Annotated in this window: 20 protein-coding genes; 13 read left to right on the top strand and 7 right to left on the bottom strand. The window is 69.2% G+C overall.

Annotation, left to right across the window (positions count from 1 at the left end):
• Positions 1–243, top strand: a 243-nt coding sequence (locus ACYVE7_RS14015; RefSeq protein WP_460365099.1) for a hypothetical protein, incomplete at its 5' end; no start/stop codon positions are given.
• Here ACYVE7_RS14015 and ACYVE7_RS14010 read toward each other — a convergent pair.
• Positions 217–864: a TetR/AcrR family transcriptional regulator gene (locus tag ACYVE7_RS14010; RefSeq protein ID WP_460365098.1), complete on the bottom strand. Its 648-nt coding sequence runs from the start codon at positions 862–864 to the stop codon at positions 217–219. The genes ACYVE7_RS14015 and ACYVE7_RS14010 overlap by 27 nt on opposite strands.
• Before the next feature lie 65 nt (positions 865–929).
• On the opposite strand from ACYVE7_RS14010, the gene ACYVE7_RS14005 reads away from it, so the two are divergent.
• Positions 930–1,508 carry a TetR/AcrR family transcriptional regulator gene (locus ACYVE7_RS14005; protein WP_460365097.1) on the top strand — a complete coding sequence of 193 codons (579 nt, stop codon included), beginning with the start codon at positions 930–932 and terminating at the stop codon, positions 1,506–1,508.
• Between the two features lie 22 nt (positions 1,509–1,530).
• Here ACYVE7_RS14005 and ACYVE7_RS14000 read toward each other — a convergent pair whose 3' ends face one another.
• Positions 1,531–2,190 carry an aggregation-promoting factor C-terminal-like domain-containing protein gene (locus tag ACYVE7_RS14000; RefSeq protein ID WP_460365096.1) on the bottom strand — a complete coding sequence of 220 codons (660 nt, stop codon included), beginning with the start codon at positions 2,188–2,190 and terminating at the stop codon, positions 1,531–1,533.
• Positions 2,191–2,201: 11 nt separating this feature from the next.
• Positions 2,202–3,389, bottom strand: coding sequence for a M20 metallopeptidase family protein (locus ACYVE7_RS13995; RefSeq protein WP_460365095.1), 1,188 nt, complete (start codon positions 3,387–3,389; stop codon positions 2,202–2,204).
• Between the two features lie 135 nt (positions 3,390–3,524).
• Between ACYVE7_RS13995 and ACYVE7_RS13990 the strand changes: the two genes are divergently transcribed.
• From ACYVE7_RS13990 to ACYVE7_RS13940, 11 genes are all read left to right on the top strand, one after another.
• Positions 3,525–4,328, top strand: coding sequence for an MlaE family ABC transporter permease (locus ACYVE7_RS13990; RefSeq protein WP_460365094.1), 804 nt, complete (start codon positions 3,525–3,527; stop codon positions 4,326–4,328).
• A 58-nt stretch (positions 4,329–4,386) separates the two neighbouring features.
• Positions 4,387–5,190, top strand: coding sequence for an MlaE family ABC transporter permease (locus ACYVE7_RS13985; protein WP_460365093.1), 804 nt, complete (start codon positions 4,387–4,389; stop codon positions 5,188–5,190).
• Entirely contained in the window at positions 5,187–6,254 is a 1,068-nt protein-coding gene (locus ACYVE7_RS13980; protein ID WP_460365092.1) for an MCE family protein, read from the top strand. The genes ACYVE7_RS13985 and ACYVE7_RS13980 overlap by 4 nt, the downstream gene beginning before the upstream one ends.
• Positions 6,251–7,333, top strand: coding sequence for an MlaD family protein (locus ACYVE7_RS13975; protein ID WP_460365091.1), 1,083 nt, complete (start codon positions 6,251–6,253; stop codon positions 7,331–7,333). Before ACYVE7_RS13980 ends, ACYVE7_RS13975 begins: the two co-directional genes overlap by 4 nt.
• Positions 7,333–8,346, top strand: coding sequence for an MlaD family protein (locus tag ACYVE7_RS13970; protein ID WP_460365090.1), 1,014 nt, complete (start codon positions 7,333–7,335; stop codon positions 8,344–8,346). Before ACYVE7_RS13975 ends, ACYVE7_RS13970 begins: the two co-directional genes overlap by 1 nt.
• Positions 8,343–9,368, top strand: a complete 1,026-nt coding sequence (locus ACYVE7_RS13965) for an MCE family protein (protein WP_460365089.1) — start codon at positions 8,343–8,345, stop codon at positions 9,366–9,368. The genes ACYVE7_RS13970 and ACYVE7_RS13965 overlap by 4 nt, the downstream gene beginning before the upstream one ends.
• On the top strand, positions 9,365–10,360 hold the full coding sequence (locus ACYVE7_RS13960; RefSeq protein ID WP_460365088.1) for an MCE family protein: 996 nt from the start codon (positions 9,365–9,367) through the stop codon (positions 10,358–10,360). The genes ACYVE7_RS13965 and ACYVE7_RS13960 overlap by 4 nt, the downstream gene beginning before the upstream one ends.
• Positions 10,357–11,655: an MlaD family protein gene (locus ACYVE7_RS13955; RefSeq protein WP_460365087.1), complete on the top strand. Its 1,299-nt coding sequence runs from the start codon at positions 10,357–10,359 to the stop codon at positions 11,653–11,655. The genes ACYVE7_RS13960 and ACYVE7_RS13955 overlap by 4 nt, the downstream gene beginning before the upstream one ends.
• 3 nt (positions 11,656–11,658) lie before the next feature.
• Entirely contained in the window at positions 11,659–12,531 is an 873-nt protein-coding gene (locus ACYVE7_RS13950) for a hypothetical protein (RefSeq protein WP_460365086.1), read from the top strand.
• A 98-nt stretch (positions 12,532–12,629) separates the two neighbouring features.
• Entirely contained in the window at positions 12,630–13,016 is a 387-nt protein-coding gene (locus tag ACYVE7_RS13945) for a hypothetical protein (RefSeq protein WP_460365085.1), read from the top strand.
• A 73-nt stretch (positions 13,017–13,089) separates the two neighbouring features.
• Positions 13,090–13,602: a MarR family winged helix-turn-helix transcriptional regulator gene (locus ACYVE7_RS13940; protein ID WP_460365083.1), complete on the top strand. Its 513-nt coding sequence runs from the start codon at positions 13,090–13,092 to the stop codon at positions 13,600–13,602.
• On the opposite strand, the gene ACYVE7_RS13935 is transcribed toward ACYVE7_RS13940, so the two are convergent.
• The 4 genes from ACYVE7_RS13935 to ACYVE7_RS13920 all read right to left on the bottom strand — a co-directional run.
• Positions 13,556–14,512 carry a LysR substrate-binding domain-containing protein gene (locus ACYVE7_RS13935; RefSeq protein ID WP_460365082.1) on the bottom strand — a complete coding sequence of 319 codons (957 nt, stop codon included), beginning with the start codon at positions 14,510–14,512 and terminating at the stop codon, positions 13,556–13,558. The two genes, ACYVE7_RS13940 and ACYVE7_RS13935, sit on opposite strands and share 47 nt — an antisense overlap.
• A gap of 15 nt (positions 14,513–14,527) precedes the next feature.
• Positions 14,528–15,241, bottom strand: coding sequence for an ABC transporter ATP-binding protein (locus ACYVE7_RS13930; protein WP_460365081.1), 714 nt, complete (start codon positions 15,239–15,241; stop codon positions 14,528–14,530).
• A complete protein-coding gene (locus ACYVE7_RS13925; protein WP_460365080.1) occupies positions 15,238–15,999 on the bottom strand; it encodes an ABC transporter ATP-binding protein in 762 nt (253 codons plus the stop codon). Before ACYVE7_RS13925 ends, ACYVE7_RS13930 begins: the two co-directional genes overlap by 4 nt.
• Positions 15,996–17,230, bottom strand: a 1,235-nt coding sequence (locus tag ACYVE7_RS13920) for a branched-chain amino acid ABC transporter permease (protein ID WP_460365079.1), incomplete at its 5' end; no start/stop codon positions are given. The genes ACYVE7_RS13925 and ACYVE7_RS13920, both read right to left, overlap by 4 nt.

The following is a 17,230-nucleotide window of genomic DNA, read 5'->3' as shown; positions in this document are numbered from 1 at the left end:
CGGGCGTCGCTGCCCGAGCCGGTCGCCGACCGGGTCGCCGAGCTCGTCGCGGGCGCCGCGCCCGGCCCGGACGTCCTGGACCGGGCCGTCGGGGAGCTGCTGGCCGACCGGATGCTCTCGGACGCCGTCTGGGCGGAGCTGCCGCTCACCGATCAGGAGAAGCTGGCGCTCTGCCTGCTCACCGGCGACGAGGCGATGATCGCGATGACGCTGCGGTCAGGCCTTCGCGTCGAAGACCGGTGACAGGGTCCGGATGAACGACCGGATGATCGGGTGCTGCTCCGCGGGGGTCTTCCCGCGCAGTCCGAGCACCGGGTCGATCCCGTCGTAGTAGGGGCCGAGCGCGAAGTGCGGCAGGATCAGCAGCAGCATCGCGGTGGCGTGGTCGTCGTCGAGCTCGGCGCGCATCCCGTTCTTCTCGCGCCAGAGCGCGATCAGCGGCTTGATCGACGCCAGGTAGTGCTCGTTGGACGGTTTGCGGACCAGCGCCCTGACCGTGTTGTCGATCTCCAGATTGATCGCCGCGGTGACGCCCCGCTCCAGCGGGTGCTCGGCGAAGTAGTCGGCCCACACGCAGCACACGTCGGCCAGCCACTCGGTGTAGGTCTGCTCGAAGTCCAGCCCGGCGATCCGCCGCTCCATCTCGGCGCGGATCCGGCCGGTGGTCTCCTCCGCCACGTAGGTGAAGAACTCGAGCTTGTCGGCGAAGTACTGGAAGAGTGAGCCCTTGGCGATGTCCGCCTCGCGCGCGATGGTGTTGAGGCTTCCGGTGGAGTAACCGTGCGTGCCGAACTCCCGCTGAGCGGCCTCGAGGACCCGCTCGCGTTTGGCCGGATTGAGCCGGTACCAGGTTGACGTAGGCATTGGCGGCAATCCTAACGGTAGCCCATGGCGAGAAATGTTCTAGAAACGTGTTCTAGTATTGGCACATGAGCGAGAACCGGCAGTGGGCGAGAGCTGATGTGACCCGTCAGGCACTGCTGGACGCCGCCCAGACGGTCTTCGCTGGCCGCGGTTACGCCGAGGCCGGGATCGCGGAGATCGTCGAACGGTCCGGGATCTCCGTCGGCAGCCTCTACCACCACTACGGCGGCAAGGCCGGGATCTATCTCGCGCTGTGGGAGGAGTACACGACCGAGCAGGAGCGCCGGGCGACCCTGGCCGTCAAGGCGGCCCGCGCCGAGGGCGAGAAGGACCCGATCCAGCTCTTCATCGTGGGGGCCCGCGCGTTCCTCGAGGTCTGCTGGGAGCAGCGGACGGTGTCGCGGCTGTTCCAGGGCGGCGAGGGGCCGTCGGGGTTCGGGCACCAGCGGCGCGGCCGGGCCCGGCTGTGGATCGAGCAGAACACGCGGCTGCTGGGCGCGACCGAGAGCCGGGTCCTGGCGATCGTCCTGACGACCGTGATGGGCGAGGCCGGACGCGAGGTGGCCGCCGCCGACGACGACACCGAGGCCCGCGAGATCATCGACGAGGTCAGCGAGATCCTCGGCAGGCTCGCCCGCCGCTGAGGATCAGCCGAGGATCAGCAGGTCAGTACCAGTTGTGGGACTGCCAGAACGCCCATGCCTTGCACGGGTTCCCGTACCGAGCGCCGATGTAGGACAGCCCCCACGCGATCTGCGTGGACGCGTTGGTCTGCCAGTTGGGCCCTGCGGAGGCCATCTTCGATCCGGGCAGCGCCTGCGGGATGCCGTAGGCGTCCGACCAGGGGTTGTCGGCGCGTTCGTTCCAGTGGCTCTCGTGGGTCCAGAGGGTCTCCAGCGCGCTCCAGCAGGAACCCCAGCCCTTGACCTCGTTGAGCTGCTTGCCGAGCCTCTTGTTCTCGGCCGACGAGGGGTTGGGGAGTTTCGCGATCCGCTCGGCCTCGCGCTTGGCGTCGATCTCCTTCTTGTGCTTCAGGTACCAGGCGCGCTTCTCCCGCGCCTTCTTCTCGATCGCCTGCTGCTTGTCGTACGCGCGTTTCTTGGCGAGGGCCATCGCGTTGGCCTCGACCTTGCCGATCCGCGGCTGGTTCAGCAGGGCCAGCGCGTCGTTCGCCGACAGCGCGCCCTCCTGCGCCAGGGCGGGCGGTTCCGCCTCGCCGACGTTCAGCCGCACCGCGACCACGCCGATGACGACCATCGCCACGAGGGCGATGAGCGTGTTGCTGGTCAGGATCCGGACGGCCAGCGAGCGGGGGCGTTCCTGCATAAACAGGCAGATTAGCCCCGGTTTAGTCGTCTTAGCGCCAATTCTGAGTAGATCGCACTACCTCGGGCGAGCTGTGAGTCGTCGAAGACGGCCTCGGCGGAGTGGATGTCGGGCAGGCTCGTCTCGTCCTCGCCGAGCGGGCAGGCGCTGAGCAGGGCGAGCGCCCCAGGCACCGAACCGAGCACGAACGAGAAGTCCTCGGAGCCCGGCAGCGGCACCGGCAGATCCCGGTACTGGTCGGCCCCCAGCAGCTCCCGGACGGCCCCGCCGAGGAACTCGGCCTCGCCCGGATCGTTGATCGTCACCGGGTAGTCGCGCCGGTAGTCGATGTCGACGGCCAGCCCGTGCGCCGCCGCGACGCCCCGCACCACCTGGTGGAAACCGGCCTCGATCCGCTGCTGGGACTCGGGCGAGAACGAGCGGATGGTCCCGGTGAAGGTGACGTCGTCGGGGATGATGTTCGGCGCGTGCCCGGAATGGAAGGATCCGACCGTCAGCACGACCGGATCGAAGACGTCGAAGGCACGTGTTACGTATGTCTGGAGTGCCGTGACCATCTCGCAGGCCGGCGGGATCGGGTCGCGGGTCTGGTGCGGGGTGGAGGAGTGGCCGCCGGAGCCGCGCACCCGGACCGAGACGGTGTCGGCGGCGGCCAGGATCGGCCCGCCCTTGCAGGTGACGATCCCGTGCGGCAGCGCCGGGATCACGTGGAGCGCGAACGCCGCGACCGGCTTCTGCCAGGTGGCCTCCAGCACCCCCTCGTCGATCATCATCTTGGCGCCGGCGTAGCCCTCCTCGCCGGGCTGGAACATGAAGATCACGCTGCCGGGGAAGTCGGACTCCGACAGCACGCGGGCCGCCCCGACCAGCATCGCGGTGTGCAGATCGTGCCCGCAGGCGTGCATCACCCCCGGCTTGCGGGAGCGGAACGGCACCGCGGTGTGCTCGTCGAGGGGCAGGGCGTCCATGTCGGCGCGGAGCAGCACCGTGGGTCCGGGACGGGAGCCGTGCAGCACGGCCGTCACGGAGGAGAGCGCCTTTCCCGTGGTGATCTCCAGGGGCAGTCCGCTGAGGGACTGGAGAACCTTGTCCTGGGTGAGCGGGAGGTGAAGCCCCAGCTCAGGCTCGGAGTGGATGGCTCGTCGAAGTTCCACCAGGCCGTCTTGCAGCGCCGTCGCCGCAGTGAGGGTGTGGTTCACGCTTTGATACTAAAGCCGGATTCGAGGGGGTTCCCTTCTTGGACTGGATGCCAGTAAGGTTCGACCTCTCGTCATCCTGTGACGTGGGTCGCACTCCGTGACCCTCGTCACGCACAGTTGTGAGAGGGGTCGGAATTGGCCTTGCTGCTGGAGCGCGGCCCCGAGATCGCGCGCCAACGCGTCGGCAAGATCGTCGATGAGACGGGCGGCCTGTTCGTCACCCTGCTCGAGGGGCTCCGCAGGAGCTGGGACCTCAAGCAGTGGTGGGTCGAGTTCATCGAGCAGTGCTGGTTCATCGTCCGGGTCACCTGTGTGCCGCTGCTGCTGATCGCCATCCCGCTCGGCGCGACCATCTCGCTGCAGGTCGGCGAGATCGCCCGGCAGATCGGCGCGCAGTCCGGCACCGGAGCGCTCGTCGTCGCCGGGATGGTCCGGCAGGTCGCGCCGCTCGCCGCCGCCCTGCTGATCTCCGGTGCGGGCGGCTCGGCCATCACCTCCGACATGGGCGCCCGCCGCATCCGGGACGAACTGTCGGCCATGGAGGTCATGGGGATCAACCCCACCCACCGGCTCGTCACCCCCAGGCTGTGGGCGGCGAGCGTGGTCAGCGTGCTGCTCTGCTCGATGGTGATCCTGTCGGGCACCGCGGGCGGCTTCTACTTCAACGTGCTCCAGCAGGGCGTCACCCCCGGCGCGTACTTCGACGGGGCCGCCTCGCTGCTGCAGTTCTCCGACCTCGGCATCACCCTGTTCAAGGCGTGGGTCTTCGGCCTCGTGGCCGCGGCCGTCGCCTGCTACATGGGGATGAACTGCGAGTACGGACCGGCGGGTGTGGGCCGCGCCGTCACCCGTGCGACCGTCGCCACCTCCCTCCTCGTGTTCTTCCTGAACTACGTGATCGAATCCCTCTACCTCGTCCTCGTCCCCCCCAAATTCTGAGGATCCGTTGGCTGCCATCCTTCCCGGGCGCAAACTGGGCCAAGCGGTCCAGGATCGGGTGAAAAGGCTCCCCGCCGCCGCAGGCCTGCCCATCTTTCTCGGACGGGTCGTCTACCACCTGTTCTTCGACCTGATCCTGCGCCGTAAATACGGCAAGACCGTCGTCCGCCACATGAGCGACATGACGATCGGGGTCAACGCCCTCGTCGTCGGCGGCGGCATGGTGTTCGTCATCTTCGCGATGTCGTTCTTCACCGGCGCCATCGTCGGCGTGCAGGGCTACCCGTCGCTCCAGCGGATGGGCGTGGAGTCCTTCACCGGGCTCGTCGCCAGCTTCACCAACATCCGCGAGCTCGGCCCCGTCATCACCGGGATCGCGCTGATCTCCCAGATCGGCTCGGCGTGCACCGCCGAGATCGGCGCGATGCGGATCTCCGAGGAGATCGACGCGCTGGAGGTGATGGGCATCAACTCCGTCGCCTACCTGGTCTGCACCCGGATCGCCGCGACGGTCATGGCGCTCGTCCCGCTCTACCTGCTGTCGCTGTTCGCGAGCTTCTTCGCCACCCGGTTCATCTCGGTCCACCTGTTCGGCCTGTCACCGGGCGTCTACGACTACTACTTCCATCTCTACCTGCCGCCGAAGGACGTGTTCTACAGCGTCATCAAGGTGGTCGTCTTCGCGTTCATCATCATGTTCGTGCACTGCTACCGCGGCTACTACGCCGCGGGCGGCCCGGTCGGGGTCGGGGTGGCCGCGGGCCGCGCGATCCGCGAGTCCAGCGTGGCGATCGTCCTGGTGAACCTGCTTCTCTCCTACATCTTCTGGGGTCACGGCGGGACGGTGAGTCTGACCGGATGAGCAGCTCAGACCTTTCTCTTTCGGCGCGCTCGCGGACCACCTTCGGGGTCGCGGGGCTCGCCGTCCTCGGTGTCGCGGCCGCGGCCGCGCTCGTCGGGATCAGCCCGTCGCATCCGCCGTCGCACGTCTACACCGCCACCTTCCACCGGGCCGGCCAGGGCCTGGACGACCGGTCGCTGGTCAAGGTGCGGGGGCTCGCCGTCGGCTCGGTGCAGAGCGTGACCCTCGACCAGCACGGCGACGCCGTCGTCCGGTTCCGGGTCGAGAAGGACGTGCGGGTTCCGTCCAGCGCCTCGGCCGGGATCGAACCGCTGTCGGTGTTCGGGCCCAAGGACCTCACCCTCGACCTCGGCACGGGGGAGGGCGTCGGCCCGTTCCTCGCGGACGGCGACCCCATCGCCAGGACCGTCGACCCGGCCGACCTGGGTGACACCGGCAAGCCGATCTACGAGCTGACCACGGCGATCGACCCCGACGAGCTTTACACCGTGATCCACACCCTCGCGCAGGGGATCAAGGGCCGCGGCGGGAAGCTCAGGTCGATCAACGAGAACGCCGGGAAGCTGCTGGCCGTCACCTACGGCAACCGCGAGGCGATCGAGCAGTCCATCACCGACACCGCCGCCCTGTCCGGCACCTTCGCCGGCCACACCGACCAGCTCATCAGGACCGTCGACGCGCTCAACGAGCTGGCGCCGATCCTGGTCGACAACCGCGACGAGTTCGAGAAGACCCTCGACAACACCATCAAGATCGCTGACGGGGTGTCGCGGAAGCTCAAGAACAACGGCGACGAGCTCGGCAAGCTGATCGACGCCACCTCGGGCCTGGCCGACACCCTCTACGTCGAACGCGGCAACCTGCCGTCGCTGATCGGCGGGCTCAACGGGTTCTTCGGCGGGCTGGTCGGCATCCTGCGGATCCCGGGCCCGCGCGGCACGCTGATGGGCGCCGTCAACGCGTTCCTGTCGTTGAACCTGTGCGACACGTTCAACGAACTCTGCCCGAAGGACCTCACGCCGTCCCAGAGCGGCGGGGGCAAGAAGAAGGGCGGGCGCGGATGAGCACCAAGCGCAAGCGCGGCCCCGGCCTCGGCGTCCTCATCAAGTTCGGGATCTTCGCGGTGGTGACGTCGCTGCTCACCTTCTTCATCGGGGCGCAGATCGTCGGCACCAGCTTCCAGGACCGGTACACGTTGAAGGCGACCTTCGACGACGTCGGCGGGCTGATGACCAACGACCTGGTCAAGGTCAGCGGCGCGCCCGTCGGCAAGGTCACCAAGGTCAAGGTCGAGGACGGCAGGGCGGCCGTCTGGATGCAGGTCGACAGCGACGTCAAGCTGCCGGTGGACAGCACCGCCGAAGTGCGGTGGCGGTCGCTGATCGGGCAGCGGATGCTCTACCTGGTGCCGGGACGCAGGACCGGCGAGTGGCTCGGCGACGACGCCGTCATCTCCTCCACCAAGGCCGTCGTCGACCTCGGCGAGATCGTCAACACGCTCGGCCCGCTGACCAGGAACCTTGATCCCAACCAGCTCAACCGGATCCTCGAAGCGGTCGCGAAGATGATGGACGGCAACAGCCAGGCCGCCAACGCGATGACCGTCAACCTTCAGGCGCTGGTCGGGACGTTCGCGTCCCGCAAGGACCAGATCGCCTCGATCGTCGACAGCTTCGCCACGCTCACCGACGTCGCCAACACCAGGGACCGGCAGATCGCGCAGGTCATCGACGACCTCGTCGCGATCAGCGAGGCGTTCGCCGGCAACGCCGACATCCTCGGCTCGGCCAGCGGCGAACTGGCGCAGGTCACCCGGGTGCTCGACAAGGTGATCAGCGGCAACCAGGCGGAGCTGGAACGGGCGATCGGCAACCTCGACAGGTTCGTCGGCACGGCCGTGGCGAACCTCGAGAACCTGGAGAAGGTGGTCCAGGGGCTGCCGCCCGCGCTGCGCGCCCTGTTCAGCGTCACCAGCGGCGGCCACTACACGCGGATCAACGTCATGTGCCTCAACCTGATCAACGGGCCGTGCCCCTGGCCACTGACCCTGCCGGGCGAAGGCCATGTCACGCCCGACTTCGACCAGGGCCGCACCTCGATCCTCAACATGATCAGCCAGCTCGGCGCGAAGGGCGGCAACTGATGGCGCTCAAGTCGCTCCGCGACGTCAACCAGCGGATCGTCGCGTTCGTGGCCGTCGGGCTGATCTCCTCGCTGGTGGGGTTCGCCTTCCTCTACGGCCAGGTCGGCCTCTTCCAGGGCGGCTACGACGTGACGGGCGTGTTCGCCGACTCGGGCGGCCTCAAGGTCAAGGACGACGTCCGGCAGGCCGGGATCAAGGTCGGGACGGTCCGCTCCATCGACCCCGACTTCGCCCACGGCAAGGTGAACATCACCTTCCGGGTCGACGACGGCATCAAGCTGGGCCCGCAGACCCGCGCCGACATCCAGCTCGCGAACCTGCTCGGTGGCCGCTACATCAAGCTCACCGGACCGGTGCAGCGGCCTTACCTGAACACGCTCTCCGAGGCGAAGCGGCGGATCCCGGTCGAGCGGACCGGCGTGCCCTACACGGTCGTCGAGGCGCTCAACACGACGACGTCCGGTCTCGGCACCCTCGACGTCAAGAGCATCACCAAGATCCTGAACGAGTCGGAGAAGCTGAAGACCCCCACCCCGGAGAACCTCAACAAGCTCCTCACCAATGTCTCCGCGCTGAACGCGGCGCTGAACGAGAAGAGCCCGCAGTTCCAGCGGCTCCTCGCCAACGCCAAGCAGCTCACCGGCACCCTCGCCACCAAGAACAAGGACCTGACCCGGCTGATCGAGGCCGCCAGGACCCTGCTGCGGACCCTCTCCGACCACCGCGACGAGCTGTCGAAGGCGTTCGGCGACGGCAGCCGTGTGGTCGGGGCGCTCGCCGACGTCGTCGACAAGCGCGCGGGCGACCTGGACTCACTGCTCGCCAACCTGCACACCCTGACCCAGCGCCTCGAACCGAACATGGCGGCGCTGAACGTCGATCTGTCGCTGCTCGGCCCGGCCTTCGAGGGGTTCGGCAGCGCGGGCGACACCGGCAACCTCACCGGCATGATCACCGGGCTCGGCCCGATCAACTCGCCGAACAAGATCCTTCCTCCGGAGGCGCGCCCGTGACCGCACGCAAGCTCCTGGCCGCGGGACTGGTCGCGGCGCTGCTCCCGGTGAGCGGCTGCGCGGTCCTGCCCGGCGGCGGCGACAAGACCAGGCTGACCGTGTACTTCGCCCGCGCGACCAGCTTCTACGAGGGTTCGAAGGTCAAGGTGATGGGCGTCGACGTCGGCAAGGTCGACAAGGTCGAGATCCTGGGCGACCGGATCAGGGTCGAGGCGACCGTCGACGGCGACGTCCCGCTGCCCACCGACCTCAGCGCGTCGATCATGCCGTTGAACCTGGTCGGCGAGCGGAACCTGGTGCTGTTCCCGCCGTGGGAGCCCGGCAAGCCGAAAGCCGGCCGGACCATCACGGTCGAACAGGACCGCACCTCCCTGCCGGTCGAGACCGACCAGGCGCTGGAGGCGTTCGCCAAGGTCCTCGACGCGGTCGATCCGCTCCAGGCCAAACGGGTCACCAAGAAGTTCGCGGACTCCTTCGGCGGCAACGGCCAGGCGTTCAACGAGGCGCTCCGCCAGACCGGCCAGCTCACCGAGACCCTCGGCGGCCAGGCCGACACGCTCGCGGAGCTGGCCGAGAACCTGAACGTCCTGGCGGGGGTCGTCCGCGGCAAGGAGGACACCCTCGGCGAGATGATCGACCAGCTCTCCGCCGCCACCAAGGTCTTCTCCGACGAGCGCGCCTCGATCAAACGGCTGGTCGAGGGCCTGGCGAAGCTGGTGAAGGCCGGCGACGTCATCATCGAGAAGTACGAGGGCACCCTGCCGGACGACCTGCGGGTCCTCACCCAGGTGTCGCTGGTCGTCAAGGGCCAGACCGACCGGCTCGCCCAGCTCATCCAGGCCCTGCCGGGACTGGCGGGCGCGTTCGTGAAGACGTGGAACAAGAAGACCCACCTCGTCGAACTCCGTTTCGCCGTCGACCCCAGCCTCCGCAACGTCCTGGCCCAGCTCGGCATGGACGACGACTGCCCGCTGCCCAACGGACCCTTCGCGAACTGCCCCTGGAAGGAGAAGAAGAAGTGAGAAGGCTTCTGCTTCCGCTCCTGGCCTGCGTGCTGGCGGTCAGCGGGTGCTCGCTGCGCACCCTCGGCGCGCCGGGCGGCGAGCTGACCCTGGTGGCCAGGTTCAGCGACACCCAGAACCTGGTCGCCGGGCACAGCGTGCAGATCAGCGACATCAAGGTCGGCAGCATCACCCGGGTGCGGCTCGTCGGCTACGAGTCCGAGGTCACCATGACGATCGAGGACAAGTACAAGATCCCCGAGGGGACGGCCGCGGAGATCGCGATCACCTCGCTGCTGGGTGAGAACTACGTGAAGCTGACGCTGCCCGAAGGCCGCGACATGACACAGGGGCCGTTCTACGCGAGCGGCGCGCGGATCGAGAAGACGAGCGTCGCCCCGCAGTTCGAGCAGGTCGCGGGCAACGCCGGCCGGATCCTCAAGGCGATCAGCGGCGACGACGTCGGCACCCTCCTTAACGAGACCGCGACCGCCCTCGACGGGCAGGGCGACAGGCTCCACACGATGGTCGCCAGCTCCAGCGAGCTGGTCGCGCTGTTCGCCCGGCAGAAGGACGACCTGGGCTCCGCGATCGACTCGATGGCCAAGCTCGGCAAGGCGCTCGCCGCCCACAAGGGCTCCTTCGACAACGACAACATCGCCAAGACCACCGATCTGATCAACCACAACAAGGAGAAGCTGCTCGAAGCCGTCGAGAAGCTGACCAGGACCGCGAAGATCCTCAACGCCAAGGTGTTCGCCGGCCGGACCGAGAAGCTGCGGCTGCTGATCAAACGGCTCGACCCGACCCTCGCGACCCTCGGCCGCAGCCGGAAGGAGCTGACCGACCTGATCACCAACCTGGTCAACTTCCAGGGGGCGCTGCCGAAGGTCGTCTGGGACGGCCAGCTGATGGTGTCGGCCGTCCTGAAACTCGGCCTGTACAGCACGGCCGAATCGGGCGGCGGCGGCACCCTGCCGGGGCTCAGCGAGCTGATCGGGGGAGTGCGGTGAACGGCAGACGCATCTGGATCAACGTCGGGGTCTTCGCCGGGCTCGCCGTCATCATGACGGTCTGGGCGCTGCGGAACGTCGTCACCTTCGACTTCGTGGAGCGGCCCTACACGGTCAGCGCCGAGTTCGACTCCTCGCCGGGGCTCCACCCCGACTTCGAGGTCGCCTACCTCGGCATCCGGATCGGGAAGATCAAGTCGATCCGGCTGGACACGGCCCGGCACAAGGTCATCGCGGAGCTGGCCATCGACCGCGGCGTCGAGATCCCCGAGCAGGTCAAGGCCGCGGCGGGCCGCAAGTCGGCCGTCGGCGAACCGTATGTGGACCTGTCGCCGCTGCCGGGCGCCGACCCCTCGCGCCACCTCAAGGCCGGGACGGTCATCACGCAGACCAGCGTGCCCGTCGGCTACGGCGACCTGTTCGGCAAACTCGTCAACTCGCTGAAGGCGATCGACCCGGAGTCCACCAAGACCCTGGTGCACGAGCTGGCGCTCGGCTGGGAGGGCCGCGAAGGCTCGCTCCAGCAGATCATCGACGGCGCCGACGCGCTGACCGCGACCTTCGCCGACAAGACCGACCTGGTCGACGCCCTCACCAAGGACGTCGCGAAGCTGACCGGGGTGCTCGCCGAGCACCGCGGCCAGATCGGCTCGACGATCGACAACTCGGCGGCGCTGCTCGTCCCGCTCGCCGAACTCCGCGGCCGGCTCGACGAGACCCTGAAGCGGACCCCCGGCTTCACCAGCCGGTTCCTCAACCTGTTCAACGCCACGGACGCCACCTCCGACTGCGCGATCGACGCGCTGGCCGCCTCGGTCGGCACGATCGCCGGCCGCGAGCGCCGCGCGGACCTGGCCGCGACGCTCCAGCAGGCCGACGAGCTGATCGCGGCCCTGGACGACGTGCTGAAGCCGTCCAGCCAGGGCAACGTCCTCAACCTGGCGTTCGTCATCAAGACCAAGACGAAGGCGCCGCTGGAGTACAAGAGGCCGAAGGCGCAGCCGAAGACCGCGCCGATCCCCACCTGCGCCGACACCGGGACCAACCCGTTCCAGGGCGGCCAGAACAGTGCCGCCAAGGAAGTCCGGCCCGGTGCGCAGGAGGAGGACGCCGGGAAGGTCCGGAACACTCCCGCCCCGGTGCAGACTGTGGCGGTGAACAATGCCCAGGAGAGCGGATCGGGCGGGCCCCCGGCCTGGCTGATCTACCTTCCTCCCGTACTGGCACTGCTGGTGCTGCTGAGGGTCGCGCTCCGGTCTCTGCCGGGCGTGATCTGGCCGCGCCGAAGGAGATAGACCATGAGTTCCACCCCGGAGAAGAAGCCGGTCCGCCGCGTCCGCGTCATCGAGATCATCGACGACGGTGACGGGCTCGACCTGGACGCGGCCACGATCGACGCCGTCCTCGCGGCCGACGCCGAAGCCGAAGCGGCGGCCGAGCCCGAGGTCGAGGCCGAGCCCGTCAAGGTCAAGACGGTGAAGGCCGAACCGGTCGAGATCGCGCCGGTCGAGGCCGAACCCACGGAGCCCGAGGCGGAGCCCGCGGCGGCGGAGGTGCCGCGCCAAGCCCCCAAGGCGCCCGTCGTGCTCAAGGAGGGCGGCGGCCGGCTGGTCATGATCCTGACCGGCGCGGTCGTGGTGCTGGCGCTGGTCGCCGGGTTCGCGCTCTTCAAATGGCAGTCGGCGGCCTCCCCCGAGGAGGAGCGGGCGGCGGTGGTGGCGCGGGTCACCGAGTACGGCAACGTGCTGGGCTCCTACCCGGCCGACGGTGTGGACGCCGCCCAGCAGAAGGTGCTCGGCTTCCTCACCGGCGACGCCCTGGAGGAGCGGCGGGCGTCGAAGCTGGAGGAGCTGAAGCAGCAGCTCGCCACCGCGAAGGTCTCGCTGGAGTCCAGGACGCGGGCGGTCTACGTCGGGGCCGTCGACGGGAACTTCGCCAGCGTCGTGCTGGTCTTCGACATGAGTTTCACGGGCCCCGGCGGCTCCCGCACGGTCGAGAAGAACCATCTGACGCTCGGGCTGGTCAAGCAGAACGGGCTCTGGATGGTCAGTTCGAACGCCGCCGCGGGCAACGAGCAGAGCACGACGGGCGCCGTCCCCGGCTTCAGCGACGGCCAGCAGCAGCCCACCTCGCCGCCCATCTCGAGCCCGGGGCCCGTGCCTACGAAGTAAAGGCCGACCAGGTAAAGGCGGATACGGCGCTTACCTGACCGGATGTGGTAGGCGTCACACCATTGTTCTGATGGTGTGACGCAGGTCTCATGGAAGGCATGAGATGGAAACTGTTCAGTGTGGTGCTGGCGGCGATCCTGATCCAGGTCGGGGTCGCCGGGCCCGCCGCCGCGGGCACGGACTCGCCCTGGGTCCATTCCCAGGGAAAGGCAGGTAAGGGCCGCTTTCTGCACTCCGGGGACTGGCTCCAGGTCTGCGATCTGAAGAAGAAGGACAAGTGGGCGGCGGGCATCTTCCTGTTCGGGAAATGGAGCGACGGCGACGAGTACGGCGCCGTCTTCACGTCCCGGCCCGGCGGGTGTGCGAAGGCCGCTTATAACTTTGTGCTCATGGAGGGGGTCGAGATACGCGTCAAGGTCTGCAAGGTACGGCAGAATCCACTGAAGATCACGGGATGCAGCCGATTCACGGCCGCTCGTGCCTAAAGGTAGGAAACAACACCTTCGGGAAGGTGTCGGCCCGTACCGCTGTTGGACATGATGGAAGCGGGAGGCGCTGGTGAGCACGGAGACGGACAGGTTCGACGACCCCATGACGGGCTGCCCCGGGCTCGGCCCGGACGTGACGCCCGACGAACGGCTGATCCGTGACTACGGGCTCATGCTCAGCGCGTCCACCCGGCTGGAGCGGATCGTGGGCAAGCAATTCGAGCAGCAGGTGGGGATCACCCACGCGATGTACGAGGTGCTGCGGCGGCTGGAGGGCGGCTGCACGTCGATGAGCCACCTCGCCACCGAGATGATCCTGACCAGCGGCGGGATGACCAGGCTGATCGACCGGATGGCGAAGGCCGGGCTGGTGACGCGGTACGCGTCCGACACCGACCGCCGGGTGCAGAAGGCCAGCCTCACCGATCTGGGCCGCACCACCCTCGCGCACGCCAACCAGGTGCACACCCAGACCCTGCGGCGGGTGTTCGCCGAGCCGCTCGGCGACGACATCGAGACCCTGAAGTCGATCATCGTCAAGCTGGAGCGGGCGACCCTGGCGGAGCTGCCCACCCTCGGGTGACCTCCTCGGCCTGGGCCCGCAGATGCTCCATGAGCAGCGCGGCCGACGGTGTGAGCGGCCTGCCGACGGGCAGGGTCACCCCGACGGGCCTGCGCACCGACGGCAGCGGGACGGGCAGCGGCTCGATCCCCGGATCGGCCTCGGCCACCAGTTCCGGCATCACCCCGATCATGTCGGTGGCGTGCAGCAGGCTCCGGACCGTCAGGATCGAGGTGCACTCCACCCGGTCGGCGGGGAGCGGCAGGTCGAGCCCGCGGAACACCTCTTCGAGCTCGCGGCGGAGCGAGGTCTGCTCCAGCGGGAGCACCCACGGGTAGCGGAGCAGCGCGCCGAGGTCGGTCGCGCTGGCGGCGGGGTGGCCGGTGCGGGCGACCAGCCGGACCGGCTCGGAGTAGAGGGTGATCTGGCGGAGCCGGGGGGCGTCGTCGATCGGGTTGAGCCGGCCGAGGATCAGATCGATCTCGCCGTTGAGGAGCTGCGGCACCTGGACGTCGAAGGTGGCCTCCTGGACGACCACGGTGATGCCGGGGCGGTCCCGTTTGAGGGCGGCGATGGCCCGGGGCAGCAGCACGTTGGAGCCGGCGAGCAGGGTGCCGATCCGGACCGTGCCGACCTCGCCGTCGGCGAGCTGCCCGATCCGCTCCCCGGCCCGCCGCAGTTCGGCGATCACGGTCTGGGCGTGTTCGAGGAACGCGTCGCCGAAGGGGGTGGGCCGCATCCCGCGCGGCCCGCGCACGAACAGTTCGACCCCGAGGATCTGCTCGACCTCGCGCAGCCCCCGGGTGGCGGCGGGCTGCGCGAGGTGCAGGTGCTCGGCGGCGCGCAGCACGCTGCCGTGCTCGCTGATGGCCGCCACCAGGACGAGGTGGCGGAGCTTCAGCCTGCCGTTGAGCAGATCCAGATGCCGCACGGCATCCAGTATCACTCAGTCTTCTCCCAGGTAGGCGCGGCGCACCTGGTCGTCGTGCAGGAGTTCCGCGCCGGTGCCCGACAGGGTGATCCGCCCGGTCTCCATGACGTGGGCGCGGTCGGCGAGGGTGAGGGCGGCCTTGGCGTTCTGCTCGACGAGCAGGATCGTGGTGCCCGTGGCCCGCAGATCGGCGACCGTCGCCATGATCTTCTGCATCATGATCGGCGACAGGCCCATCGACGGCTCGTCGAGCATCAGCAGCCGCGGCCGGGACATCAGGGCGCGGCCCATGGCCAGCATCTGCTGCTCGCCGCCGGACAGGGTGCCCGCCGCCTGGGCGCGGCGCTCCAGCAGGATCGGGAACAGCGCGTAGACCCGGTCGAGGTCGGTGCGGATCGCGTCGGTGTCGCGGCGCAGGAACGCCCCGAGCCGCAGGTTCTCCTCGATGGTCATCCGGGGGAAGATGTGGCGGCCCTCGGGGGAGTGCGCCAGACCCAGCGAGACGATCTTGTGCGCGGGGGTGGCGCCGAGCTCCCGTCCCGCGAACGAGATGGTGCCCCCGGTCGGTTTGAGCAGCCCCGACAGGGTGCGCAGCGTGGTGGTCTTGCCGGCGCCGTTGGTGCCGACCAGGGTGACCACCTCGCCCTCCTGGACCGAGAACGACACACCCTTGACGGCCTCGATCTTGCCGTAGGCGACCCGCAGGCCGTCCACCTTGAGCAGCGTCACGCCGCCTCCCCGAGGTAGGCGGAGACCACGCGCGGGTCTCCCTGGACGGTCGCCGAGTCACCCTCGACGATCTTCGACCCCTGGACGAGCACGGCCGTGCGGTCGCAGAGCGCGAAGATGAACCGGATGTCGTGCTCGATCACGAGGATCGCGGTGCCACGCTCCCGGATCGCGCGGATCAGCTCCTCGATCTCGCGGGTCTCGCGCGGGTTCATCCCGGCGGCGGGCTCGTCGAGCAGCAGCAGCCCGGGCTCGCTGGCCAGCGCCCGCGCGATCTCCAGCCGCCGCTGCTCGCCGTAGGGCAGATCGGTCGACAGCAGCCCGGCCTTGGCGTCGAGGCCGACGAACTCCAGCAGCTCCATGGCCTTCTCCCGGCCTTCGCGTTCGGCCCTGCGGAAGCCGGGCCCGCGCACGAGCGCCGAGATCAGCCCCTCGCCGGTGCGGCAGTGCCGCCCCACCAGCACGTTCTCCTGGACGGTCATCGCGCCGAACAGCCGGATGTTCTGGAAGGTGCGGGCGATCCCGGCCCTGGTGACCAGGGCGGGTTTGGCGGGCAGCCGTCGCCCGGCGTAGACGACCTCGCCTTCGGTGGGCTTGTACAGGCCGGTCAGGCAGTTGAAGAAGGTGGTCTTGCCTGCCCCGTTCGGGCCGATCAGGCCGATGATCTCGCCCTGGCCGACCGCGAGGGAGACCCCGTCGACGGCCGTCAGCCCGCCGAACCGCATCGTGACGTCCTTGACGTCGAGCAACGCTGTCACCGGGCCTCCTCGAGAACGTGCCGGCGGTCGGCGATCAGGCCCTGCGGCCGGAACCGCATGAGCACGATCAGCGCGACGCCGAAGAAGAACAGCTGGTACTGCTGGAGCATCTGGAACTTCAGCGGGATCAGGTAGAGCAGGGCCGCGCCGACGAGCGGGCCGCTGACCGTGCCCATGCCGCCGAGCACGACGGCCGCCAGCAGGAACGCCGAGTTCGGCGGCACCGCGCCGGCGAACTGGTACGGGTCGGGCACGACGGTGTACGACACGTGCGCCTGGACCGTCCCGGCGAGCCCGGCGAGGCCCGCGCCGAGCGCGAAGGCGAGCAGCTTCAGCCGGAAACCGGAGATGCCCATCGCCTCGGCGGCGGTCTCGTCCTCGCGGATCGCGATCCAGGCGCGGCCGATCCGGGAGTCGCCCGCCCGCCGGAACACCACGACGACCAGCGCGGTCGCCAGCAGCATCAGCAGGAAGTAGTTGGCGAACCGGCCGAGGGTGAACCCGCCGAAGGTGTGCGGCCGGCCGAAGTCGAAACCGAACATCACCAGGTCGGGGATGTTGGGGATGCCGCCGGGGCCGCCCGTGACGTCGGGGCCCGAGGTGCCGTCGAGGTTGTTGACGGCGATCCGGAAGATCTCGCCGAAGCCGAGGGTCACGATGGCCAGGTAGTCGCCGCGGAGCCGGAGCGTCGGCGCGCCGATGATCAGTCCGAAGACCATGGCGGCGGCGGCGCCGAACAGGGCGGCCGCCCAGAACGGCCAGTGCACCCCGGCCAGCGACGACGACGGCGAGCCCGAGACCAGGGCGGCGGCGTACGCGCCGACCCCGAGGAAGGCCACGTAGCCGAGGTCGAGCAGCCCGGCCAGCCCGACGACCACGTTGAGGCCGAGCGCGACCGTCGCGAAGATCAGGATGTTGACGCCGACGGTCGTGTACACGTCGTCGGACTGGGTGAAGGGGAACGCGGCCGCCGCGACGAACGCCGCGGTGGTGGCGGCGCCCTGGTGGCGTACGGTGAGGGTGCTGATCCGGGCGAGCAGCCCGGCCCGGCCGAGCGCGACGGCGCCCGTCCCGGTGACGACCAGATAGCCGAAGAACAGTTCGCCGTAGGCCGCGTCCACCCCGAAGGTGAACACCGCCAGGCCCACGGCGACGGCCGCGACGATCAGCAGGATCTCGACCGGTCCCGGCAGCGCCCGCGGGGCGGGGGCGGTCCGGGTGTCGTCGGCGG

This window comes from Actinocorallia lasiicapitis (assembly GCF_054778695.1).
Note: the sequence above shows the minus strand (reverse complement) of the source record. Positions and strands in the feature narration are given on the sequence as shown.